18 protein-coding genes are annotated in these 24,398 nt (G+C 67.8%); 4 read left to right on the top strand and 14 right to left on the bottom strand.

All coding sequences use genetic code 11. The annotated features are described in order from the left end of the window. Positions 1–81: 81 nt before the first annotated feature. The 7 genes from AC07R7_RS07480 to AC07R7_RS07510 all read right to left on the bottom strand — a co-directional run bounded on the left by AC07R7_RS07480 (position 82) and on the right by AC07R7_RS07510 (position 11,230). Positions 82–2,052 carry a PAS domain-containing protein gene (locus tag AC07R7_RS07480; protein WP_492886177.1) on the bottom strand — a complete coding sequence of 657 codons (1,971 nt, stop codon included), beginning with the start codon at positions 2,050–2,052 and terminating at the stop codon, positions 82–84. Between the two features lie 114 nt (positions 2,053–2,166). Beyond that, entirely contained in the window at positions 2,167–2,874 is a 708-nt protein-coding gene (locus AC07R7_RS07485) for a 2OG-Fe dioxygenase family protein (protein ID WP_494634687.1), read from the bottom strand. After that, positions 2,871–3,260, bottom strand: coding sequence for a group III truncated hemoglobin (locus AC07R7_RS07490; RefSeq protein ID WP_492886173.1), 390 nt, complete (start codon positions 3,258–3,260; stop codon positions 2,871–2,873). Before AC07R7_RS07490 ends, AC07R7_RS07485 begins: the two co-directional genes overlap by 4 nt. Positions 3,261–3,500: 240 nt before the next feature. Beyond that, on the bottom strand, positions 3,501–5,921 hold the full coding sequence (locus tag AC07R7_RS07495) for a glycoside hydrolase family 3 N-terminal domain-containing protein (RefSeq protein ID WP_494634688.1): 2,421 nt from the start codon (positions 5,919–5,921) through the stop codon (positions 3,501–3,503). Between the two features lie 173 nt (positions 5,922–6,094). Continuing rightward, entirely contained in the window at positions 6,095–7,894 is a 1,800-nt protein-coding gene (locus AC07R7_RS07500) for a DUF885 domain-containing protein (RefSeq protein ID WP_494634861.1), read from the bottom strand. Between the two features lie 327 nt (positions 7,895–8,221). Next, positions 8,222–10,168, bottom strand: a complete 1,947-nt coding sequence (locus AC07R7_RS07505) for a M61 family metallopeptidase (RefSeq protein ID WP_494634689.1) — start codon at positions 10,166–10,168, stop codon at positions 8,222–8,224. Between the two features lie 198 nt (positions 10,169–10,366). Further along, on the bottom strand, positions 10,367–11,230 hold the full coding sequence (locus AC07R7_RS07510; RefSeq protein ID WP_494634690.1) for a BON domain-containing protein: 864 nt from the start codon (positions 11,228–11,230) through the stop codon (positions 10,367–10,369). Between the two features lie 204 nt (positions 11,231–11,434). Between AC07R7_RS07510 and dnaG the strand changes: the two genes are divergently transcribed. Together dnaG and rpoD are read left to right on the top strand one after the other, a co-directional pair. Continuing rightward, positions 11,435–13,363, top strand: a complete 1,929-nt coding sequence (gene dnaG, locus AC07R7_RS07515) for a DNA primase (RefSeq protein ID WP_494634691.1) — start codon at positions 11,435–11,437, stop codon at positions 13,361–13,363. A gap of 457 nt (positions 13,364–13,820) precedes the next feature. Next, positions 13,821–15,782: an RNA polymerase sigma factor RpoD gene (gene rpoD / locus AC07R7_RS07520; protein ID WP_492837100.1), complete on the top strand. Its 1,962-nt coding sequence runs from the start codon at positions 13,821–13,823 to the stop codon at positions 15,780–15,782. A 90-nt stretch (positions 15,783–15,872) separates the two neighbouring features. On the opposite strand, the gene AC07R7_RS07525 is transcribed toward rpoD, so the two are convergent. The 7 genes from AC07R7_RS07525 to AC07R7_RS07555 all read right to left on the bottom strand — a co-directional run bounded on the left by AC07R7_RS07525 (position 15,873) and on the right by AC07R7_RS07555 (position 23,552). Beyond that, positions 15,873–16,376, bottom strand: coding sequence for a VOC family protein (locus AC07R7_RS07525; RefSeq protein WP_494634692.1), 504 nt, complete (start codon positions 16,374–16,376; stop codon positions 15,873–15,875). A 223-nt stretch (positions 16,377–16,599) separates the two neighbouring features. Further along, positions 16,600–18,771: a hybrid sensor histidine kinase/response regulator gene (locus tag AC07R7_RS07530; RefSeq protein WP_494634693.1), complete on the bottom strand. Its 2,172-nt coding sequence runs from the start codon at positions 18,769–18,771 to the stop codon at positions 16,600–16,602. 12 nt (positions 18,772–18,783) lie between these two features. After that, complete coding sequence (locus AC07R7_RS07535) at positions 18,784–19,461, bottom strand: class I SAM-dependent methyltransferase (RefSeq protein ID WP_494634694.1); 678 nt, start codon at positions 19,459–19,461, stop codon at positions 18,784–18,786. Positions 19,462–19,529: 68 nt separating this feature from the next. Further along, positions 19,530–20,585, bottom strand: coding sequence for an endo-1,4-beta-xylanase (locus AC07R7_RS07540; RefSeq protein ID WP_494634695.1), 1,056 nt, complete (start codon positions 20,583–20,585; stop codon positions 19,530–19,532). A 62-nt stretch (positions 20,586–20,647) separates the two neighbouring features. Next, on the bottom strand, positions 20,648–21,067 hold the full coding sequence (locus AC07R7_RS07545; protein ID WP_492837096.1) for a flagellar export protein FliJ: 420 nt from the start codon (positions 21,065–21,067) through the stop codon (positions 20,648–20,650). After that, positions 21,067–22,401: a flagellar protein export ATPase FliI gene (gene fliI, locus AC07R7_RS07550; protein ID WP_492837095.1), complete on the bottom strand. Its 1,335-nt coding sequence runs from the start codon at positions 22,399–22,401 to the stop codon at positions 21,067–21,069. The genes AC07R7_RS07545 and fliI overlap by 1 nt, the downstream gene beginning before the upstream one ends. Before the next feature lie 143 nt (positions 22,402–22,544). Further along, positions 22,545–23,552: an alpha/beta hydrolase family protein gene (locus AC07R7_RS07555; RefSeq protein ID WP_494634696.1), complete on the bottom strand. Its 1,008-nt coding sequence runs from the start codon at positions 23,550–23,552 to the stop codon at positions 22,545–22,547. A 222-nt stretch (positions 23,553–23,774) separates the two neighbouring features. Here AC07R7_RS07555 and AC07R7_RS07560 point away from each other — a divergent pair, with 222 nt between their 5' ends. Together AC07R7_RS07560 and AC07R7_RS07565 are read left to right on the top strand one after the other, a co-directional pair. Then, entirely contained in the window at positions 23,775–24,071 is a 297-nt protein-coding gene (locus AC07R7_RS07560; protein ID WP_492837093.1) for a type II toxin-antitoxin system RelE/ParE family toxin, read from the top strand. Next, positions 24,065–24,385: an addiction module antidote protein gene (locus AC07R7_RS07565; protein WP_494634697.1), complete on the top strand. Its 321-nt coding sequence runs from the start codon at positions 24,065–24,067 to the stop codon at positions 24,383–24,385. The genes AC07R7_RS07560 and AC07R7_RS07565 overlap by 7 nt, the downstream gene beginning before the upstream one ends. Positions 24,386–24,398 lie beyond the last annotated feature (13 nt).

A 24,398-nucleotide genomic window follows, 5' to 3' on the forward strand; every position in this document is an offset into this window, starting at 1 on the left:
TCGTCCTTACTTGAGAACGAATTGCAATTTCAAGCCACAAGACTCGGCTGGGCTGTCCCGCGCCCAAAAGAAAGCGGAAGTCTACCGCGCCGCGCTTGGCGCGCCACGGGCCAGGGCGCCCAGGAGAGCGCTGGTGGCGACGGGCTTCCTCAGAATGGGGCCATTGTCGACGTCGGGCTCCTGGTAGCCGGTCAGGTAGACGAACGGGATGCGCCGGTCGGTCAGGGCCGCGGCCACCGGGGTGATCAGGCGGCCGCCCAGATTGACGTCCAGCAGGGCGCGGTCGATCGGCTGGCCGTCGTTCAGCAGATCCAGCGCCTCTTCGATCGTGCCCGCGGGGCCGACGACCTTGGCGCCGGCGGCGGTCAGGACGCGGGCCAGCTCCATGGCGACCACGGCCTCGTCTTCGACGATCAGGACGCGCTGGTCGCGCAGGGCCGGGCCGTCGTCGACCGCCAGGCCGGGGCGATAGGCTGGGATGCTCTCGGCCGCGCGGGCCTGGACGCCGGTCAGGATGTCGAGGCGGACCTCCAGGCCCTCGGGGCGCCAGTCCAGGGTCACGCGGGCGGCGGCCTGTTTCACCGCGCTCTCGATCAGGGTCGAGCCGAAGCCGCGCCGTTGGGGCGGGGTGACCCGCGCGCCGGCTTCCTCGCGCCAGACGAGGCGCAGCGCGCCGTCCCCATTCCAGCGCCAGGTCACCGACAGCCGACCCTCCGGCCGGGCCAGGGCGCCGTACTTGGACGCGTTGGTGGCCAGCTCGTGCAGCACCAGGGCCAGGGACTGGGCGCCCTGGGCGTCGATCAGGACCGGCGGGCCGTCGATGACCAGTTGCTCGGCGCCGCCAACGCCATCAGCGCAGCGATAGGGATCCAGCTCCAGCCGCAGCAGGTCATGCAGGTCGACTCCGCTCCAGCGGGCGTTCGACAGCAGGCTGTGGGCGCGGGCCAGCGAGCCGATGCGGCCCGACAGCGCCTCGACATACTGCGCCTTGCTGTGGAACGGGGTCAGCTGGGCCAGGGACTGGACCACGGCCAGGACATTCTTGGCGCGATGGTCGACCTCGCGGATCAACAGGCGCTCGGTCTCGACGGCGCGCTTGAGGGCTAGGTCCGAGCGGGCGCGCTCGCTGGAAATCCAGATCAGTTCGGCCACGTCGGCGACGAAGGCGATCTCGTCGCTTGAAAAGGCGCGCGGTTCATCGTGAGCCAGGAACAGATAGGCCGACAGCCGTCCGGCCTTGATCAGCGAGATGGTCATGAAGGCCCGCACGCCGAGGGCGGCATAGGCCTCCAGGGCGTCCGTGGCGTTGGTGCGATCGTCCAGGGCCACGTCGCCCACCGCGACCACGCGTCCCGCGCGCATGTCGGCGCTCATCAAGGGGCCGAAGTCCTCGAGGTGGATCCGTTGTCCGCTCAACGGCGCGACGCCGCGATCGGTCCCGCCGTCGTCGGCGACGATATCGGCCAGGTCGTTGACGAGATCCATCTCCGCATAGCCGGCCCGCGCGACGCCGAACTGTTCGGTCAGCATCCGCGCGGCGGTTTGGGCGATGACGATGGGATCGGCCTCGTCGCGCAGCTTCTGGCCGAGATCCAGCAGGGCGCCGCGGCGGCGCTCGCCAGCCAGCATCCGTTCAAGTTCGGCGGCGGTCTTCCTGCGGTCGGTGATGTCGTTGACCAGGACGTAGTAGCCGGGAATCTCGCCGTCGCGGGCGATATCGGGAACGTACTGGGCCTCGATGTGGCGGGCGCCAGCGCCTTGGTAGTTGTGTTCGGCCTCGAAGGTGACGCTCTCGCCGGCCAGGGCGCGGGCCGCGTGATCCCGCACCAAGTCATAGGCTTCCGGACCCAGGATCTCGGCCAGGGTCTTGCCCTCGATCTGCGAGCGGTCGACTCCGAACCAGCGCTCATAGGCGCGGTTGACGAAGCGATAGCGCTGCTCGCGGTCGACATAGCTGATCAGGATCGGAACGGCGTCGGCCATCGCGCTGGAAAAGACGGCGCGTCGCTCCTGCGGCGGATCGCCCGGCAGGCCTTGGTCGTCTCGAGACATACGCGGACGCTCAATCTTGTCGAAGGGCCAAGCCTCACCGTGTCACGTTGTGATCGCCGTCCAAACGGTCGCGCGGTGAGGCAAACGGTCGCAGGCGCAACCGCGCCGCGAGCTTTACCGTGGCGCGTCCGGGTTCTGCCTGTATGTGACGACCAGCACATCGCGCAGGGCGGGCTGCTCCGGATCGTGCGGCCGGATCGGCGTGACGCCGTGCAGCACGCGGTGGTCGTTCAGGAATACGGCATCGCCCGGCGCGGTCAGGGTGAAGGAGCCCAGGCTGGTCCCGTCCGGCGCGTAGATGTCGGTGACGCCGCTGTCGACGTTGCGACGATCCACCAACATGACGATCACCCAGTCGACGCCGTCGCGATGCGCGCCCTCGGGCGTCGGCAGGCCCGCCTCGTCGGCTCGGGCCTCGATGCGGAACTGGTGCAGCTCGACGTGCCACGGCGTGGCGGGCGATCCCGACAGCGGGTGGAAGCGCTCCAGGCCGGCGCGGATGACGCCCTGCGTCACCGGGTGCTCGGCGATCGCGTCGGTGACGGGCTCGAACCAGCGCTGCACGCCGCCGTTCAGCGGGTTGTGGTCGCGGCTCTGCCAGTGCGGCTGGTGCGGCTTGCGCGCGACCTGGCCGGGCTGGGCGGCGAAGGCCGCGAACCGCCGGCGACGGTAGCGGCCGCCGTCGGCCATGAAGCCGTCGAGGGGAAGGTCGTTCCAGCTTTCGGCGAAGGCCGGCCACTGGGCCATGGCCTCGGCGCCAAGCAGGGCTTGGGTCTCGTCGGCCTCGAAGCGGACGAAACCGTCGTCGGCCAAGCCGCTCAAGCGACCGCGTCCGGCTTGAAGAACACGCCGAGCTTCAGGCTGCGGGCGATGCGCTCGGCCTTCTGGCCGACGAGGGCGGCGCGCGGGGCGTCGAACAGCTCGACGCAGGTCTGATGGAAGAGGTTCAGCCACGGCATGAACAGGCCCTCGGTCAGCCCCTCGACGTGCTGATGGACGGTCACCGGCTGGCCCTTGTAGCGGCCGGAGGTGTTCAGCACCGACGACCAGAAGTCCTTCAGGGTCGCCAGGTGCGCGGGCCAGCCGTCGGGACCGATCGCCGTCTCGAAGATCGGACCCAGGCGGTGGTGGCGGCGGACGCGCGCATAGAAGGTCTCGACCAGGGTGTCGATCTCGGCGTCGGTGAAGGGGGGCGGGGGAACGGCCATGGCTGGGAAGATGGCCCTTTACGCCTCGGGACTGAAGTCCCGGTGCGGTAAAGATTGGCTTGCGATTGTTACTTAAGGTTCGCCCGAACCCGATCGCCAAACTCGTCTCCCCGGCGAAAGCCGGGGCCCAGATTCATCCAGAGCGTCTTGGGTTGGCCCGCTAAAGGCTTGGCGAACCCTCCCACGCTCGTGGGTTCGATCTGGGTCCCGGCTTTCACCGGGAAGAACGGATTTGGAAGCTTACGCCACCGTCAGCGTCGCCTTCTTCAGGTCCACCGAGTTCGGCCCGACCAGGATCGAGAAATCCCCCGGCTCGACGACGCGCTGCATGTCGAGGTTCCAGAACCACAGGTCCGACGGCTTGATCTCGAAGCTCACCGTCGTCCTGGCGCCGGCCGCCAGGGTGACGCGCTTGAAGTGCTTCAGCTCCAGCACCGGACGGGTGACCGAGGCTTGCTCGTCGTGGATGTAAAGCTGGACCACCTCGTCGCCGGCGACCTTGCCGGTGTTGGCCACGTCGATCTCGACCTTGACGCTCTCGCCCTGCCCTATCTTCGCTTTCGCCAGGCGCGGGGCCGAGATGTCGAAGGTCGTGTACGAGAGACCGAAGCCGAACGGATACAGCGGGCTGGTGTCGCCCAGCAGATAGCCGCGGCGGGCCGTCGGTTTGCGGTTGTAGTAGATCGGCAGCTGGCCGACGTCGCGGGCGATGCTGACTGGCAGCTTGCCGCCCGGATTGGCGCGGCCGAACAGCACGTCGGCGGCGGCGTTGCCGGTCTCCTGGCCGAGGTACCAGCCCTCGATGATGGCGTCGGCGCGCTGGGCCAGCAGGTTGATCGACAGCGGGCGGCCGTTCAGCAGGAACACCACGGTCGGCTTGCCCAGGTCGAAGATCGCCTTGGCCAGGTCGTTCTGCTGGCCGATCAGGTCCAGGCTGTCGCGGTCGCCCAGGTGGTTGTCGGCCCAGGCCTCGCGGCTGGTCTGTTCGTTGTCGCCCAGCACCATGACCACGACGTCGGCCTTCCTGGCGACCTCGACGGCTTCGGCGATCAGTCTGGCGTTGACGGCCGGGTCGACCAGCTTGACCTCGTCCTGCGCCCAGATGCGCTGTTCGGTGATCCGCACGGCCTCGGCGTAGTCGAGCGTGAAGCCCTGGGCCTTGGCTTCGGCGGTCAGGCCCTCGTGGATCGAGACCACGTGGCGCGGAATGTCGGAATAGCCGCCGATCGGCGTGTCCTTGGCGTGGGTGCCCAAGAGGGCCAGACGTTTGATCTTCTTGCCGTCCAGCGGCAGCAGGCCCTTGTCGTTCTTCAGCAGCACGGCGGCCTTGCGGGCGGCCTCGCGGGCCAGGGCGACGGCGTCGGGCGTGGCCGTCTTGGCGTCGGCCGTCTTCTCGTCGCAGTAGGGGTTCTCGAACAGGCCGCCCTCGAACTTCATGGTCAGGACGCGGGCCACGGCGGCGTCGACCTCGAATTGCGGGATACGGCCGGCCTTCACCAGTTCGGGGATCAGGACGTAGGCCTCGCCGTCGGGCAGCTCGACATCGACGCCGGCGTGCATGGCCATCACCGCCGTCTGGCCGAGATCGGTGGTCAGCTTGTGGCGGGCGATCAGCTCCTTGATCGCGAAGTAGTCGCTCTGGACCGAGCCCTTGTAGCCCCACTCCTCGCGCAGGACCTTGGTCAGCAGCCAGCGGTTGGCGTGCGACGGGACGCCGTCGATCTCGTTGTACGACGGCATGACGGCGCGGACCGGCAGCTCCTTCACCGCCCGTTCGAACGGCGGGAAGAAGTTCTCGCGCAGGGTGCGCTCGGCGATCTGGGCCGGCCCGACATTGGTGCCGTTCTCGGGCTGGCCGTGGCCGGTCATGTGCTTGAGGGTGACGAAGACCTTGTCCTTGGCCAGCGGCAGGGTCGTCCCCTGGAAGCCGCGGATGGCGGCCAGGCCGATCTCGGCGCAGACGTGCGGGTCCTCGCCATAGGTCTCCTCGATGCGGCCCCAGCGCGGGTCGCGGGCCACGTCGACCACCGGCGCCAGCGCCAGGTTCGAGCCGCGGGCGCGCATCTCGCGGGCGGCGACCGCGAAGATCTTCTCGGTCAGCTCGGTGTCGAAGGTCGAGGCCAGGGCGATGGCCTGGGGGAAGCTGGTCGCGTCACGGGCGACATAGCCGTGCAGGGCCTCGTCGTGCATCAGCAGCGGGATGCCCAGGCGCGTCTTCTCCACGGCCCACTTCTGGGCGGCGTTGGTGTAGCGCGCGGTCTCCTTGGCGTTGCGGTTGACCGCGCCGTCGTCGGCGCCGGCCGCCGCGTCGATCACCGTGGCGGGCTTGGCGCCCTTGCGGTCGGACGGACGCGAGATCTGGCCCAGGCCATTGGGGAAGTTCTTGCTGGCCTCTTCGGGCGAGAACTCGCCCTCGGAGGTCTGGATCCTGTTCTTGGTGAGCCAGATGCCGATCAGCTGGGCGGCCTTCTCCTCCAGCGTCATGCGGGAGAGCAGGTCCTTGACCCGGGCGTCGATCGGCTGGGCGGCGTCCTTGTAGAGCGGCTTGTCGGACTTGGTTTTCGCGGCCTTGTCGGCGGCCTGCACGAGGCCGGGCATGGCGGCGGCCGACAGCGCCGCGAGGCTCGCGCCGAACAGGCGGCGGGTGAGGGTGGTGGTCATCCGTTTGTTTCCCCGAAGGTGCGCAATGGCCGGCGGCTCTGAGGCCGCCTTCGTCAAGGCACTATGGAGGCGGTTGTCTGACCACTCAAGCGAGAAATGGTACCGGTCTCATTTTCCCAATCACCCTCATTCCCGCCCTTGCGGCGGAATGACGGAGTCATTTAGGTGTTCGCTCACCCCTGCCAGCGGTCGATCACGCCCTCCAGCACCGTCAGCGGCGCGGGGCCGACCATCAGCGCGGTGTCGTGGAAGCGCTTGATGTCGAACTTGCCGCCCAGGCGCTTCCTGGCCCGCTCGCGAGACGCCGCCCAGACGGTGTGACCGACCTTGTAGGAGCAGGCCTGACCGGGATTGGCGCAGTAGCGGTCGACCTCGCGGGAGATCTTGCCGAGGGAGTCGCCGCCGGTGTCGACCATGTAGGCGATGGCCTTCTCGCGGCTCCAGCCCTTGGCGTGGAGGCCGGTGTCGACCACGCAGCGCGAGGCGCGGAACAGGCGCGCCTGATACATGCCCAGCAGGCTGAGGTCGTCGCCCTCGTACATGCCCATTTCCATGGCCACCTGCTCGGCATAGAGCGCCCAGCCCTCGGTATTGGCCGAGAAGCCCATGTTCTGGCGCAGCTTGGGCAGGTTGCTCTGGGCGACCAGGGCCAGCTGGAAATGGTGCCCGGGGGCGCCCTCATGGTGGATCAGCGTCGCCAGCGACAGGCGCGGCCACTCCGCCGTGTCCTTGAGGTTGATATAGACCGCGCCGGGACGCGAGCCGTCCAGGGCCGGCCGCTCGTAATAGGCGCCCGACGAGCCGGCCTCGGTATAGGTCGGCACGCGGCGGACCTCGACCGGGATCTGGGGCATCAGGCCGAACCACTTGGGCAGCTCGGGCTGCAGCTTGGCTAGTCGCCCTCGGCAATAGTCCAGGATCTGGGCGCGGCCCTCGTCGGTGTTGGGGAACACCTGGTCGGGCTGGGCGCCCAGGCTGGCCATCCGCGCGCCGACCGATCCTTGCGTCAAGCCGCGCTTCTTGAGGATCTCGTCCATGCGCGCCTGGATCTCGGCGCCTTCGTCCAGGCCCAGGCGGTGGACTTCCTCGGGGGTCTTGTTGGTGGTCGTGTAGATCTTCAGCAGGGCGGCGTAGAAGGCGTCGCCGTCCTTCAGGCGGCCGATGCCGGCGTCGTGGACGGCCTTGGGGCGTATGGCTTGCAAGGCGGCGATCTGGCGGTCGAGGGCCGGCTGGATCTCGCCGGTCAGGACCTTGGCGGCCTGGACGTCATAGTCGCCATACTGTTTGGCGCGGCGGGCGACCGAGGCGACCAGCACGTTCTTGTCGGCCGGGATCGCGCGGAACTGGGTGAGCTGGGCGATGGCCTTGTCGACCATGAAGTCCGACGGGATCACGCCCTTGGCGGCGTCGGCGCTGGCCCGTTCGGTCTCTTGGTCGAGCACGACCGCGAAGGCCTTCATGCGGGCGATGTACGTGTCGGCGTCGGCGGCCGACTCGATCTTGTGCTTGCTGTCCAGGAAGTTGGGCGTCGAGATGTAGGCCCCATAATACTGGGTCAGCACGAACGGCCGCGAGCCGCCGCCGTAGTCGAAGCGCGAGGTTCCCTCGCGGGCCTCGTAGTTGAACAGGGCGGTGTCGTAGTTGATGGCGTCGTCGCCGCTCAAAGCCTTGCGGTCGATCGTCTTCAGGCGGGCGATGCGCTTGGCCGGCTCGGCGCGGTCGCGCTTCCAGGCGGCGATCGAGCGGTCCGAGAGTTTCGAGCGGGCGTCGGCGTGCTTGCCGATGTCGAGGCCCAGGTTCGTGGCCTGTTCGGGGCTGTCGCTCAGGTCCTCGTCGAAGAAGGCGTCGAACAGCGCGTAGAGCTGTTCCTTCGGTGTGGCCGCCGAGGCCGGAAGAGCCGTTGCCCCAAAGCCGGCGGTAAGGGCGGTCGCGGCCGTCCCCATCATGATCTGGCGACGGTCGAGCATGGTGATCCCTGACGCTGAAACGCCGTGGGCCCCGCGCCCGGCGCGGCGCATCGTTCCCTCGCCGTCACGCGAGCGTCAATGTCCGGACGAAAAAATGGGGAGGGTCCAAACCAGACGTAAAAAAGGGCCCGCTTGGGAGAGGGGCACGGGCCCTTTTCGGTACGCGTTCAGAGGGATTGAACAGTCAGGAAGGTGACACGGATGTCGGCTTCCCGCCCTTCCCCAAATCGTCGCAGGCTGCGAGCGGCTCGCAGCCTGCTGGCGAACTTCTCTTTCCTTCCACGCATTTTCTTCACGCGAACCGGCATCCGCTTCGCTCGAAAATGCTTGGCCTTATTTGCGCGGCGTCAGGATGTCCCCGAGGCGGTCCGGCGCGCCGGCGATCCGCTCCAGGCGCGGGTAGCGCAGGCCGCCGCGATAGTCGATCTTGACCATCTTGTAGCGGCCGCCGTCCTTGATCAGCAGCTCGACCAGCTGGCCGTCCGGCTTGGCGGCGGCCTTGACGGCGGCCTTCAGCTTGTCGCCGTCGAACTGCTCGCCGTTGACCGCCACGACCGTGAGCCCTTGCGTCAAGCCGGCCTTGAACGCCGGGCCGCCCCACTGCACGTCGGTCAGCACGCCGTCCGAACCCACCGTCAGGCCCAGCGAATAGCTGAGCGGGGTGTTCTTGGCCTTGGTCTCGGCCGACTTCATGAACTCGGTGGGGGTGTCGGTATAGACGACCTTGTAGCCGCCACGCTCGAAGCCATCGAGGGGACCCTTCTCCTGGACCTCCTGGATGCGGGTCTTGAGGAAGCTGGCCCAGTCATAGGCGTAGACGCCGTTCAGCGTGCTGACCACGTCGTCGAACGTGTAGGTCTTTTCGCTGTACGAGCCGTTGTCGACGCCGAAGAAGGCCTTGGCGAAGTCGTCCAGCGACTTCTTGCCGCCGGTCTTCTCGCGGATCAGGGTGTCGGCGTCGAGCCAGACCAGCAGACCCTCGGAATAGTAGTCCTCGCTGCGCTGCCAGGAGAGCCACGACAGCGGCTTGCGGTTGGCGATGATCGGGTCGTTGGTGGTGTCCTGCACGGGACGCCAGTCGCGGCCGCGACGGTTGTCATAGGCGGCGGCCGTGGCGGCCAGCGAGTCCATCGCCTGCTGCTTGGTCAGGAGGCCCGAGCGGGCGGCCAGGACGTTGCCCCAGTACTGGGTCTGGCCCTCATAGACCCACATCATGCTGTCGCGCATCGGCACGTTCAGGTTCGGGGTCCACAGGTCGGCGGCGCGGCGGAACTTGCCGTTCCACGAGTGGGTGTATTCGTGGCTCAGCAGGTCGCGGCCGACGAAGTTCTTGTCCCATTCGTTGAAGTACTTCGGGGCGACGCGGTTTTCGCTGGAGCGATGGTGCTCCAGGCCGATGCCGCCCAGCTTGTCGGACATCGCCACCAGGAAATCGTAGTGGTCGTAGTGATGCGAGCCGTAGAGCTTGTAGGCCTGCTGGACGAGATCCCTGTGGATCTGGATGTATTCCGGCTTGGCCTCGAGGTTCTCGGGGCTGTCGGCGATCAGGTTCAGGCGCACCGGGGCCGGGCCGGTGGGGTCCAGCTCGACCGACTTGAAGTACTTGCCGGCCATCATCGGCGAGTCGACCAGGATCTCGACATTGGTCGGCTTGAAGGTCGTGACCTGGCCCTCGGTCTTGGCGGTCTCCAGGGCGGTGGCGAACTTCCAGCCTTCCGGCAGCTTGACGCTGGCCTCGATCGGGATCTGGCGGGTGTAGTAGCCGGCCGGATACATCGTCACCTGCAGCCATTGCAGGTTCAGCATCTCGGGCGTGACCTCGATGCGGCCGACCTTGCCCTCGACGGCGGTCAGGAACTGGTAGCTGATCTGCAGCTCGGTGACGCCGGCCGGGACGTCGACGTGGAAGGCGTGGACGCTGACCACGTCGCGGGTCCAGGGGATGCGCTTGCCGTTGGCGGTGACCACCAGGCCGGCCAGCTTGTCCAGGTCGTTGCGCGGCGAGTGGCCGCCCGGGACCCACTGCGGATACAGGAACACGAAGTCGCCGGCCTTGCTGACCGGCATGGTCGTGGTGACGTTCCAGATCTTGCGGTCGAGATCGGTGGCGTCGACGGCGACCTTCAGCGTGCCGGCGGCGTAGGGCACATCCCGCGGAGCTTCGATCGGCGGGGTAGGCGGCGCGGACTCCGGCAGGGGAGAAGTCTGGGCCATGGCCGCCGTGGCGACCAGGGACAGGACGGAGACCGAGAAGAACAGCGCTTTCACGAAACACCCCAATGCGACGCGCGGGCGTGCTCCCGCGAAGAGAAGCCGGGATGTTTGTGGCGTTGACCCTCGCTTGTCGAGGGCAAGTTGGCCGGATGGGAAAGAACGTGGGTCTGCGGCCGAATTTGCGTTTCGGCGCTGAAATCAAGCGTCGGAAGGGTAACGCGAAAAGGCGCTCCGCCCGTCGGCGGCGGGCGGAGCTTCTGGCCCTTAACCCAGCGGCGACAGCGGAACGGTGGTCGCCGTCGTGTCGGTCCCTCGGTCGACCCGCAGATTGTTCTGGACATTGTCGACGCCCGAGACGCTCTCGGCCAGGGCCTCGGCGCGCTTCTTGTCCTCGCGCGAGCGGACCGTGCCGGTCAGGGTGACGTCGCTGTCGGAGACCGCGACCTCGATGCCGTTGGCGTCCAGCCAGCTGTCGTCGGTCAGGCGGTCGCTGACATCCTCGCGGATGCGCTCGTCCGAGCGGCGATAGCCCTTGGGGCCCCGCCCGCGATGGGCGCCGTCGGCCTCGCGGCGATGCAGGGCGTCCTGGTCGCCCATCCACGAGGAGACCTCGTCGCGGGCGCGGTCGAACCAGGTGCGCTCCTCCTGGTGGGGCCGCTGGCCGCGCGGGCTGAACGACCGATAGGGATTGTAGTCCCGGCCATAGGCGCCCTCGCGGCCAAAACGATCGCGGTCGGGGCCATCGAAATAGCGCTCGTCGCCATAGTCGGGGGTGCGGCCGGAATAGCCGCTGGAGCCGTAGTCGCCGGTCGCGCCGCCGAAGTCGTGACCGCCGACGCGGCCATAATCGCCCGGCGAGCGATAACCCGTCGCGCCGGCCCCGTAGTCGGCGCCCGAGCGCGTGCGGCCATAGCCGATGTCGCCGCCGGCTTGCGCCGCGCGCAGGAACTCACCGCCGTGGCGGCGCGGACCGCGCTCGGCGCGATAGCCGCCTTCGTTGCGGTAAGAGGTGTCATAGGCCGGATCGCGACGGCGCGAGGCGTCGTAGCCATAGCCTTGCTGGCGGTCGAAATCGCCGTCGGCTTCGACGTCGAAGCGGCCTTCGCGGTCATTCCATTTCTGGGGCATGGGTCTTCTCCGTGGCGGGCTTGGAAGCGGTGGGCGCGTCGAAGCGCCCCGACCTTCAAAACGAAGAGGGCGGAGTCGATGTTCCTAAGGCCGAGCTTGAGATATCCACAGACTCGCCAAACTTGTGGGCGAAGGACCTACGTCCGATATCTGCGCCGCCGCGCTTCACTATGATGCGCGTTCACCGATCGGCCCCCAGCCTCAATGCGTTTCGACGACCGCTTCCTCGAAGAACTGAAGTCCCGCCTTCGCCCGTCCGACGTCGTCGGCAAGACGGTGAAGCTGCGCCGGCAGGGGCGCGAATACGCGGGGCTGTCGCCGTTCACCAAGGAGAAGAGCCCGTCGTTCTTCGTCAATGACGAGAAGGGCTTCTATCACTGCTTCTCCAGCGGCAAGCACGGCGACATCATCAGCTTCCTGCAGGAGACCGAGCGGCTGACCTTCGCGGAAGCCGTCGAGCGGCTGGCGGCCGAGGCCGGCATGAGCCTGCCCGCCGTCGATCCGCACGCGGCCCGCGAGGAGCAGAAGCGCTCGTCCTTGGGCGACTGGATGGAGCTGGCCACCGCCTGGTTCGAGGCCGAGCTGCGCCGCCCGGTGGGCCAGGCCGCCCGCGCTTACCTGGAAAAGCGCGGCCTGCCCGAGACCGAGTGGAGCCGCTTCCGCATCGGCTTCGCGCCCAACAACCGCACGGGGCTGAAGGACTACCTGGTCGCCAAGGGCGCCAAGCCGGGCGATCTCGTCGACGCCGGGGTGCTGATCTCGCCCGAGGACGGCGGCCAACCCTATGACCGCTTCCGCGACCGGATCATCTTTCCGATCACCGACAGCCGGGGGAAGGTCGTGTCGTTCGGCGGCCGGGCCATGGATCCCAACGCCCGCGCCAAATACCTGAACGGTCCCGAGACGGAACTCTTCCACAAGGGGCGGGTGCTGTACGGCCTGTTCGAGGCCCGCAAGATCCTGCACGACGGCCAGAGCGGCGGGGGCAAGCCGCCCATGGTGGTGGTCGAGGGCTATATGGACGTCATCGCCTGCCAGCGCGCCGGCGTGCCGGCCGTGGCGGCCATGGGCACGGCCCTGACCGAGGAGCAGATGGAGGGGCTGTGGCGCCTGCATCCGACGCCCACCCTCTGCTTCGACGGCGACAAGGCCGGCCAGCGCGCCGCCCACCGCGCCATCGACCGCGCCCTGCCGCTGCTGAAGCCCGGCCGCTCGTTCCTGTTCTCCATGCCGGTCGGCGGCAAGGATCCCGACGACATATTGCGCGATCAGGGGCCGGCGGCGCTGAAGGCCCAGCTCAGCGACACCAAGCCCTTCGTCCAGGCCCTGTTCGAGCGCGAGCGCGACGTCGAACCCTTCGACACCCCCGAGCAGCGCACCAACCTCAAGGTCCGCCTGCGCACCCTGGCGGCGACCATCGCCGACAAGGACCTGGCGCACGCCTATAAAGAGGAGCTGCTGGATCGCCTCGACGAGATGCGGGCGGCGCGACGGGTCAAGACCGACGCCAGCGACGCGGGCCGGCAGCTGTCGCGCCAACGCTGGGACAACACGCCCCGCAAGTTCGGCAAGCCCCGGATCGAGGGCTCCACGGCCGAGGGGCGCGCGGCCGCCCAGGCCTTGCAGCATGCCCCCAAGCCGTTCTCGGCCGCTCTGCTGATCGCCGCCATCCGCGATCCCAAGGTCGTCGACGACCGCATCGAGGTCTTGATGAACCAGGGCCTGGGCGACGCGCGCCTGGACGGCATTGCCCACGAGCTTGTGAACCTGCGCATGGAGGTCGACCACGTCGAGACCGGCATGGTGCGCGGCCGCCTGGCCTCGATCGGCTACGACGCCGGGGTCCTGGCGCTGCTGGAGCGGTCGGCCGCCGGCGTCAAGGCGCTGGATGTCGCCCAAAGCGCCGCCCAGAACCCGGAAGAAGCCATCCGCGTCCTCTGGTCGCAGGCCTTCGACCTTTTGATCCGCCTGACAGCCCTGGAGCGCGCGGTCGACGACGCCAAGATCGATCTCGTCGATGACAGCGACTTCCAGACCCTGCTGCGCCTGAAGACCGAAAGGGACGCGGTCAAGCGCCTGATCGACAGCGGCGGATGGACCGATCCCGAGATGGTCTCGCAGGTCCTGCACTAGTCTCCACCCGTCCCGGATGGGGACGGGCGGGCGCAAATGTTTGCAGTTGCAAGGCCATCCCATCTTGACACCGGCGTCACCCAAAGCCATTTGCCGACTCAAGGATTTGCCAAGCAGCTGATTGACATCGCTCGGGCCGCCGTTGCGCGCGCCCTCATCGAAACAGGATGTCACCCTCGCCGCGGCCCCAGGTCCCCAGCGGTCGCCGACCCGATCAGGGAAAGCGTCAGGCCGCGTCCACGCCGTATGGTCTCCGCCGGGTCTCTCGCGGAGCGCTTGTACATGGCGTATCCGGACGCGCTTGGCGAATTCTGACGGGAACGTGATCCTTGGGAAAGCGCTGACTCAGAACCCTGACCTATTGGGGGAAGCGCGCGACGGGCAGGCGACTCCTTTTCGATACGGATTTTTTCGGCGCCGCTCTTGCACGACGGCGGTGTCGATTTCGGAGAGCTTGATGAGCAACAATTCCTCGGCCGAGACGGAAGCGCCCGAAACCAACGGCGGTGACGGCCCTCTGCTCGACCTGACCGACGCCGGCGTAAAGAAGTTCATCAAGCAGGCCAAGGCCCGCGGCTACGTCACGATGGACGAGCTGAACAAGGTGCTGCCGTCCGAGGAAGTCAGCCCCGACGCCATCGAAGACACCCTCGCCATGCTGAGCGAGATGGGCGTCAACGTGGTCGAGGCCGAAGAAGACGCCGAGGGCTCGGAAGGCGGCGAAGTCGCCACGCGCGACGAGAACACCACGGTCATCACCAGCGAGAAGCCGGCCGCCTACGACCGCACCGACGACCCCGTGCGCATGTATCTGCGCGAGATGGGTTCGGTCGAGCTGCTGTCGCGCGAGGGCGAAATCGCCATCGCCAAGCGCATCGAGGCCGGCCGCGACACCATGATCCGCGGCCTGTGCGAGTCGGCCCTGACCTTCGAAGCCATCATGGTGTGGCGCGAGGAACTGGGCACGGGCCGCATCCTGCTGCGTGAGGTCATCGACCTGGAAGGCACCTACGCCGCCATCAACGGCGTCGCCGCCCAACCGGCCGCGGACGAGGAAGAAGCCGAACCGGCCGAGCCCGTCGACCAGGAAGCCGGCGCTGAACCCAAGCCCGAGGGCGAAGGCGACGACGACGACGATTTCGACGACGGCGCCGGCCCGACCGTCAGCGCCATGGAAGGCGAGCTGCGCGAAGGCGTCATGGCCATCCTGGACGCCATCGCCAGCGAGTTCGAAAGCTTCCGCAAGCTGCAGGACAAGCTGGTCGGCAGCCGCCTGAAGGGCGAGGACCTGACCGACGCCGATCGCAAGGCTTACGAAGGCCTGTCGCAGACGATCATCCAGCACCTGAAGACGCTGAAACTGAACAACAACCGCATCGAGGCCTTGGTCGAGCAGCTCTATGCGATCAACAAGCGTCTGATCGGCCTGGAAGGCCGCCTGCTGCGCCTGGCCGACAGCTACGGCATCAGCCGCGGCGAGTTCCTCAAGGCCTATTTCGGCTCGGAGCTGAACCCGACCTGGTCGGATCAGGTCAAGGCCATGGGCGTGCGCTGGACCAAGTTCGTCGAGAACGACAGCCAGTCGGTCCTCGACATCCGGGGCGAGATCGCCGCCCTGGCCACCGAGACCGGCGTGCCGATCGACGACTATCGCCGCATCGTCCAGACGGTCCAGAAGGGCGAACGCGAAGCCCGCCAGGCCAAGAAGGAAATGGTCGAAGCCAACCTTCGCCTCGTGATCTCGATCGCCAAGAAGTACACCAACCGCGGCCTGCAGTTCCTGGACCTGATCCAGGAAGGCAATATCGGCCTGATGAAGGCCGTCGATAAGTTCGAATATCGCCGCGGCTACAAGTTCTCGACCTACGCCACCTGGTGGATCCGTCAGGCCATCACCCGCTCGATCGCCGACCAGGCGCGGACCATCCGCATCCCGGTCCACATGATCGAGACGATCAACAAGATCGTCCGCACCAGCCGCCAGATGCTGCACGAGATCGGCCGCGAGCCGACTCCGGAAGAGCTGGCCGAAAAGCTGGCCATGCCGCTGGAAAAGGTCCGCAAGGTCCTGAAGATCGCCAAGGAGCCGATCTCGCTCGAAACGCCGATCGGCGACGAGGAAGACAGCCACCTGGGCGACTTCATCGAGGACAAGAACGCCATCCTGCCGATCGACGCGGCCATCCAGAGCAACCTGCGGGAAACCACCACCCGCGTGCTGGCCTCGCTGACCCCGCGTGAAGAGCGCGTGCTGCGCATGCGCTTCGGCATCGGCATGAACACCGACCACACCCTGGAAGAAGTCGGCCAGCAGTTCTCGGTCACCCGCGAACGCATCCGCCAGATCGAGGCCAAGGCCCTGCGCAAGCTCAAGCACCCCTCGCGGTCGCGGAAGCTGCGGAGCTTCCTGGACTCGTAGGAGTCCGGCTCGGCCCGAAAACAAAAGACGCCCCGGTCGCGAAGGCCGGGGCGTTTTTCGTTCTCCCCCGCATCGCGGGGGAGCAGCCTGTCAGGCGTTTTCGAGGGTTCGCGCCTGGGGCTGGTGGTCGTTGAGGACCTTGTTTGGGTCGGCCTGCTCGGTCACCGCACGGGCGAAGCCGAGATATTCGGCGGCGAAGGTCGGCGGCAGCAGCTCGACCAGCCAGGTGTTCTCGATCCACACCTCGATCACGCGGAAGTGGCCGCCGCGATCGCAGACGAAGGCGTCCCAGCCCTTGGCCTTGGCGCGGGCCAGAGCCTCGTCCTGGGGCAGGTCGATGCTCAGCGCGAAGTGGGTGGGCGAGCGGCCGAAGGCCTCGGGCTGGCGCAGGAAGATCGCGCCCGGCTCTCCGTTGGGGACCATGACGCTGCCGGCGGGATAGATCTCGATGGCGGTGCCATGGCCGTCGGCCTTGAACACCATGCAACTGCCAGGGTTGGGCGGGAAGTCGACGACGACGCCACCCATGATGTCGGCGAAGAACTGGCCCACGCCTTGAGGATCGGCGGCGGCGACGGACAGATGATGGATCATTTCGTTTCCCTTGGTGGAGGCGCGGCCGATCCCGTGGCGCGCGACAACTGCCGCGCGCGTGATTTAAGCTCGCCTTTTGCTGTTCATTGATCGGCGTTATGCGCCGAGGCCGCGCGATGTACGGGTGGAGCCGGCAAGTCTCAACTTACAAGACCGTCATGAAGCCGATTTAACCTTGAGCTGGACTACCCCGAACCTCGCGTAACCTTGGCGAGCGTGACGGTTACGGGTTGAACGCGGCCGGCGCGCCCGTCTCGGCGTTGGCGACGGACGGGGCCGTGGATGAGACGAGGCGATGAAACCCAGGCGCTCTGACGTCGCCCCGCTCGGCGTGGTCGGCGGTCTCTGACCGGCCTTCCAGCGCCCGGGCGACGGCCGCGAACAGCTCCTCGCGGCGGATCGGCTTGGGCACGTGGCCGTTCATGCCGGCGGCGTGGCAGCGGGCGATCTGCTCGGGCAGGACATCGGCGCTGAGCGCGATGATCGGGACACCGGCCGCCGGGCCGGGCAGGGCGCGGATGGCGCGCGTGGCGGTCAGGCCGTCCATCCCTGGCATGTGCACGTCCATCAGGACGAGGTCGAAGCCGCCGGCCGTGACCGCCTCCAGCGCCTGGGCGCCGTCGCCGGCGGTGGTCACCTCGCAGCCGGCCAGGGTCAGCAGGGCCATGCCCAGTTCGCGGTTCATCGGATGGTCGTCGACCAGCAGCACGCGCGCGGCGCGCGCGGGCGCGGCCTCCGGCGTGGTGCAGCAGCCAGCCGCCTGGGCGGCGGGGCCGCAGGGACCGGCGGTCAGGGTGATCCAGAAGCGGGCGCCATGGTTCAACTGGCTCTCGACGCCGATCTCGCCGTCCATGGCGCTGACCAGGGCCTTGCTGATCGCCAAGCCCAGGCCCGTGCCGCCATAGCTGCGGCTGATCGAACTATCGGCCTGGGAGAAGCGCTGGAAGAGCCTGGCCTGAACCTCGGGGGCGATGCCGATGCCGGTGTCGGTGATCTCGAAGCGAAGAGCGCCGGGGGCGGGGCCGGCGGTCAGGCGGGCGACCACGCCGCCTTCGCGCGTGAATTTCACGGCGTTGGCCAGGAGGTTCAACAGCACTTGGCGCAGGCGGGTTTCGTCGAGGGCCACGGGCGCGTCGACATCGCCCTCGAACATCGCCCGCAGATAAAGGCCCTTGGCGGCCGCCTCGGGGGCGATGATGTCCACGGCGTCGCGCAGCAGGGCGGCGGGCGAGACGGGCGTCAGGGTCAGGTCCAGGCGGCCGGCCTCGACCTTGGCGAAGTCCAGCAGGTCGCCGACGATCTCGGCCAGGGAGCGGCCGGCGCGGCTGACCAGGTCCAGGCGGCGACGGTTCTCGACCGACAGGGTGGGATCGTCGGCCACCAGCGCGGCGAAGCCCAGGATGCTGTTCAGCGGCGTGCGGATCTCGTGGCTGATGGTGGCCACGAAGTCGGACTTGGCGCGGTTGGCGGCCTGGGCCTTGGCCTTGGCGGCGCGAGCGACGGCGGTCCGGCGGACCAGCAGGGCCTGAAGGCGGGCTTGGCGCCCCAGGGCCAGGGCCGAGACCAGGCCGACGGCGTAGAGCACGATGTGAAAGATCAGGGCGTGTCGCAGCGGGCCCAGCGCCGCATTGATGTCCGCGCCGGTCCTAAAGAGCACGGCTGGGATCGCCACGGCCATCGAGCCGGTCACCGCGATCGCCACGGCGCGCGGTCCGCCTCGGAAGGCGGCCAGCAGGACCGGGGCGAACAGCATCACCCTGTACTCGCCGTCGATGGCGAAGATGACGGCCGAGGTCGCGACGACCAGGAACTGGGTCGCGACGCCTTCCAGCGGCCGGACCTTGAAGCCTTCGCGATGGCGGCGATCCATCAGGATCAGGACGACGGGCAGGGCGATGGCCGCGCCCAGAACGTTCGAGGCGGTCCACTCGCTCCAATTTTGGAAGAACGGCCGGGCCCGGCTGGCCATCAGCAGGCCGTTGACCAGGGCCGAGCCGATGGCGGTCAGGATCGAGGCGGAGGCGATCACCATCAGCAGGCCGCGCGCGTCGCGGACCCTGGAGGGCACGCGCATCGCCCGCATCAGGGCCGCGATGGCGATGGTCTGGGGCGCGTCCAGCACCGAGACGATCGCCACGAAGCGCCAGGGCACGCCCAGCGCCAGCTCCAGCCCGATGTGCACCAGCGTGGAGGCGATCAGGAAGTCGATCGCCTGGCGGCGCGGCAGCACCATGAGGGCCGCGATCGCCACCGCGTTGGCCGTCCAGAGCGTCGGCACGTTGCGCAGGAAGCTGGCGAGGAACAGGCTGTAGGCCATGGCCGCCGCATAGGCGCAGAGCAGAGCCGCCGTCCTGGCGCTGGCTTGCGTGTCCTTGACGCTGGCGAAGCCCCACATCGTGGCGATGCCCTAGTCGCGGATCGCGATCAGCGACTTGGTCAGGCCGACGAACGTCTCGTCGACATGTCGCGCGTCGGGGTAGAGGAACTTGAATTGCGCCTTGTCCAGCAGGCGCGCGTGCTGGACGTCGCGCATGGCCGCGCCGATGTCGGGCGCCTTTTCCGAAAAGCCATGCGGCCGCTTCATCAGCAGCCTGGCCCGCGTCTGCTCCGAGCGCCAATGGAAGAACGGGCTGGAGAAGTGCGGCTCGATCGGGAACCAGAAATACGGCGTCTGGACGTAGTAGCGCGGCGCCAGGCGCCGGCTTTCCCTGGCGAAGGCCTCCATCCGCACCCAGTCGCCCACATGCTCGACAACCGAGTTGGAGTGGACGAGGTCGAAGCTCAGATCGGCGTGCTCGTGCATGTCGCAGGCGTCGCCCACGGCGGCCGTGAACAGCGGATCGTCCACCGTGAATGGCTGAGGGTTGAACAGGCTGATATGGACCTTGTTCGCTTCCAGGAATGTCCGGTCGAACAGGATGTTCCAATAGGTCGGCTCGCCCCCGAGGTCGGCGATGCGGCACTGGCCCCGCTCGGCGAAGGTCTTCTCGATCAGGGTCACCACGCGCGCGGCGCGGGCTCGGCGGAAGCGCGCCGACAGCGACTGGTCGCTGTCCATGTCCTGGAGGGCGTGGATCAGTTTCATGCGGTCACCTTGTCGCGGGCCGCTTGAGATTTGGTGTACGTAGAACGACGTTTTCGCGGAAATGTCCTTTACCGCGAAAGCGTTTCCGCCAGGGCCTGGAACATCGGCTTGGGCCGTCCCGCGGCGTCGAAGGGGAGGGGCTGGTCGGTCGGGCGCTGGCCCGACGGGCCGTGCAGCCAGGTGTCGCTGTCGCGCAGGCCCCAGACGGTGAAGGCGAAGCGCTGCTCCCGAGGCAGGTCCATATAGGCTCCGGCCAACTCGCGGGTCAGGTCGGCCTGGCGCTTCCGAAGGTCGGGCAGACGCGAGAAGTCCGGCTTTTCGCCCAGCGAGATGTCCAGCTCGGAGACGTGGATCGGCAGGCCGAAACCGGCCAGCTCGCGCACGGCCGTGCGGCACAGGCCCGGTCGCGTAAAGTCGAGATCCAGGTGGCTTTGAGTGCCGATGCCGCCGATCGGCGCGCCGGCCTTCAGCAGGCGCTCGACCGTGCGCATGAAGGTCGCGCGCTTGGTCGGGTTGTTCTCGAGATGGTAGTCGTTGATGAACAACACCGCGTTCGGGTCGGCTTCCTTGGCGTGATGGAAGGCCAGGACCATGTGCTCGTCGACGCCGAGGTTGCGCGTCCAGATCGACTGGCGCAGGTCCACGCCGTTGTCGGCCACCGTCTCGTTGACCACGTCCCAGCCCACGGCCTGGCCGCGATAACGCCCGGCGACGGCCAGGATGTAGTTGCGATAGGCGTCGGCGAACCGCTTGCCCTGGCCGTCCAGCTTCAGGAAGGCGGGCATGGCCTGATCGTACCAGACCAGGGTGGTGCCATAGAGCCTTATGCCGTTGCGCCGCGCGAACTCGGCGATGGCGTCGGGCCGGTCGAAGCGGAAACGCCCGTCATCCTGGAGGATGTACTCCATCTTCATCTCCCACTCGGGCGTGAGCTGGGCGTAATTCCGAGCGAAGAGCTCGGCGTAAGCCGGGTCCTGGAGAAAAGCGTGCTGCACGCAGGCGCCGACGGGCGTCGAGGCGATCGACTTCAGCGGCGTACTGGTGGCCGGCTGGCTCTTGGCCCCCTGACCGCAGGCCGAGAGAGCCAGCGCCGAGGCGATCGCTGAGCGGCGGGTCAGCCGCATCGCTGAATCTTGGTTGAAGCGCGATCTCATCGCAAAGCCGTCCCCACTTTCGCGGATCGCGCTTAACGGACGCCCATGGCGGCGCGGCGGATGCTCACTTCGTCCATCTGGGCGGCTTCGTAGGCGCCCAGCTTCTTGGCGGCCAGGATCTTGGCCTGTTCGGCGACGTGCTCGTACTTCTTGAGGTTCTCGAAGGCCTCGGAGAGGGCGTCGCGGGCGCCGATCTCTTCCTGCCGGCACTGCTCGATCTGGACCAGCATGTCGGCCTTGCGGCGCTTGTGGCCCTCGCGGTAGCCGATCATGTACCAGCCGGCGCTGGCGTCACCCTCGGCGCTCTTGGCCTCGGCTTCGGCTTCGGCGTCCATCATGGCGATGCGAAGCTCGGCCGCCATGCGGCGTTCGGTGATGTCGGCGAGGCGTTTTTGCAGCGTCTCGACCTCGTGGTTCGAGATGCGGATCAGCGAGGCGGCCCACTTGGTCATCAGTACTCACTCGCCAGGATCTGCCCCAGATGACTGAAAGAGTCGTCCAGAGACGTTGCTTCTTCCTTATCTTGGCTAAGGAAAGCCTCGATCGCGGGATTTAAACGGATCGCGCGGTCGACCACGGGGTCGGCCCCGGCGCGATAGGCGCCGATGCGGATCAGTTCTTCCATGTTGGCGTAGGCGGACATCACCTGGCGCGCGCTCTTGACGATCTCGCGCTCGTGCGGGTGCTGGCAGCCCGGCATGGTCCGGCTGATCGACTTCAACACGTTGATGGCCGGGAAGCGGCCGCGCTCGGCGATGGCCCGCTCCATGACGATGTGGCCGTCCAGGATACCGCGCGTGGCGTCGGCGATCGGCTCGTTGTGGTCATCGCCGTCGACGAGGACGGTGAACAGCGCGGTTATGGGCGCGGCGGTGGTGCCGTCGGCGCGGATCGGGCCAGGACCGGCGCGCTCGAGCAGCTTGGGCAGCTCGGTGAAGACGGTGGGCGTATAGCCCTTGGTGGTCGGCGGCTCGCCGGCGGCCAGGCCGATCTCGCGCTGGGCCATGGCGAAGCGGGTCACCGAGTCCATCAGGCACAGGACTTCCTGGTCCTGGTCGCGCAGATATTCGCTGATCGCCAGGGTCATATAGGCGGCCTGACGGCGAGTCAGGGCCGGTTCGTCCGAGGTGGCGACCACCACGACGGCCCGCTTCAGGCCCTCCTCGCCAAGGGTCTCCTCGACGAACTCGCGGACCTCGCGGCCCCGCTCGCCGATCAGGCCGACGACGACGGCGTCGCAGGTGGCCTCCTTGGCCAGCATCGACAGCAGCACCGACTTGCCGACGCCCGAACCGGCGAAGATGCCCAGGCGCTGGCCGCGGCAGGTGGTGGTGAAGACGTTCATCGAGCGCACGCCAAGGTCCAGGCGCTCGCCCACCCGGCCGCGGGCGTGGGCCGGCGGGGGTGGGGTCTTTAGCGGATAGGGGACTTCGCCCTGGGGCAGGGGCCCGAGGCCGTCGATCGGCTCGCCGAAGGCGTTGATGATGCGGCCCAGCCAGGCCTTGGTCGGGCGGACGACCGCGCCTTCCGGCATGAAGCGGATCTCCGCGCCGGGGCCCACGCCCTCAACCGGACCGAACGGCATCAGCAGGGCGCGGGTCTCGCGGAAGCCGACCACCTCGGCCGGAAGGGGCTTCTGACCGGGGCGCTCGATCTCGACGCGGGCCCCCACCGTCAGTCGGGTCAGGCCGCCGCGAACCTCGATCAGCAGACCGTTCACGGCCGCCACGCGCCCATAGATGGTCAGCGGATCGATACGTTCGACGGCGGCGATGAGGCTACGCAAGACGGCTCCTGCCCGAAACCTGCCCTTTTGGGGCAGGTTCGGATTCTATTCTTTTGAGTGTGGCGGGCGCCAAAACCGCGGGCGCTTTTGGCTGCCACACTCACCCGCGCAGACTCCGCCATCGTGGTTAACCGGGTGTGAAGTCAGCCCTTCGGAAGCGGCTTGGCCGGTGCGACCAATTGGTCGGTGAAGAACCGGGTGACCGCCGTGTTGAACGTCCGGTGGAAGGCGCGGCGGTTGAAGCCCGGCGCGCTCTCGCACAGCGCCTGGCTCGCGCCTTGCGGAGCGGTGTCGCAGGGCGTGAGGAAGTCGAAGTGCCGGGCGCCTTCGACGACGTGATAGTCGTGGGGACGGCCGAGGTCGCGATGCACCGCCTCGGCATAGTCGTCGCCGGGCAGGATCTCGTCGTCGGCGGCCTTCCACAGCTGGATCGGGGCCTTGATCCCCTTCAGGCCCTTCTTGCCGAACGTGAAGCCCAGGGCTGGCGCGGCCGCGACCACGGCCTTGATCCGGACGTCGTGGACCCAACTGGCGGTCAGGGCGTCGGCCGGGATCGGATGGCCGGCGGTCAGCTGGCAGTCGAAGTTTCTCGGATGGGCCAGGCAGTGGCTGGGCATCCGCGACAGATGCGGCTCGCCGCCGGCCGCCGCCAGCACCGTGAAGCCGCCCGACGAGAAGCCGAACGCGCCGACCTTGTCCGGATCGATCTTCGCTTTCAGTGGTGAGCTTTCCAGCATCCAGCCGATCAGGGCCGACAGCGCCGCCGGACGGTCGGCCATGGCGGTGGCGCGGCTCTGGTCCTTGTAGTTGTCGCCCGGGTGGGTCAGGGCGGCGACCACGAACCCGGCCTCGGCCAGGGCCTGGGCGGTGTCGGCGTGGCCGCCGAAGAAGCCGCCGTTGCCGTGCGACATGACGATCAGCGGCAGGCGCTCGCCGACGATCGGCGCGCCGGCCGCGACCGTATGGCCCCAGGAGCCCAAGGCCATGAAGGCGGGCGTGGCGTCGGTCGGATACCAGACCCCGACCTCGACCGGCGCTAGGCCATCGGGGCGGGGCTCGTGCAGCACCATGAACCCGGCGTTGGCGGCGATGGCCTGAGACGAGGCGGCGGCCGTCAGCAGGACGGCGAACAGGAAAGTACGGAACGACATGGCGGCCCTTCAACGAATGACGATGAGGTCGCTGTGACGGCCGGAGCCCCGCCTCGCCAGGGCGTTTGCGCGAATGGGCGAACGGGTTCGCGGGCGGGCGGATGGGCCGAGGGGCGCATATCGCCAGTTGCGGTCACTCCTGCAATGTTCTCATATTGTTCTAGCGTGAACGAATGCGCCGCGCCGACCGTTCTTGCGTTTTGTATCTACATGGATACGATAATGATCGAGGTTCTTGAGACCGATGAGTTCAAGGCTTGGCTTTCTGGCCTGAGGGACAGGCAAGCCCTGCTGGCCATCGGCGTGCGATTGGCCCGCCTGGCCCGTGGGCTGCTCGGTGATCATCGGCCGGTAGGCGACGGCGTTAGTGAGTTACGGATTCACTTCGGACCTGGTTATCGAATCTATCTGGTTCAACGCGGAGATGTCCTGATCGTGCTGCTCCATGGCGGCGACAAGAGTTCACAGGGCCGGGATATCGAGAAGGCAAAAGCAATCGCAAGGAGCCTCGAATGGTGATGCTTACCCGTTTCGATCCCGTCGAGATGATCACGGACGCCGAGGCTGTCGTCGCATTCCTGGCCGACGCCTTCGAGACCGGCGACGCCGACTATATCCAGCATGTCCTCGGCCTGATCGCCCGCTCCAAAGGCATGGCCGAGGTCGCCGAGAAGGCTGGGTTGGGTCGGGAGAGCCTCTACAAGGCCTTGAAGGACGGCGCCTCGCCGCGATTCGACACGATCTTGCGGGTGATCCACGCGCTGGGTTTGAAACTGGCCCTGGTCGATGCGACCGCAGCGAGCCGCGACCAGGATGCCGAAGCGGTCGCCTAGGGAGTGGCGACCC

Source organism: Caulobacter sp. GW821-FHT05F04, from assembly GCF_059419665.1.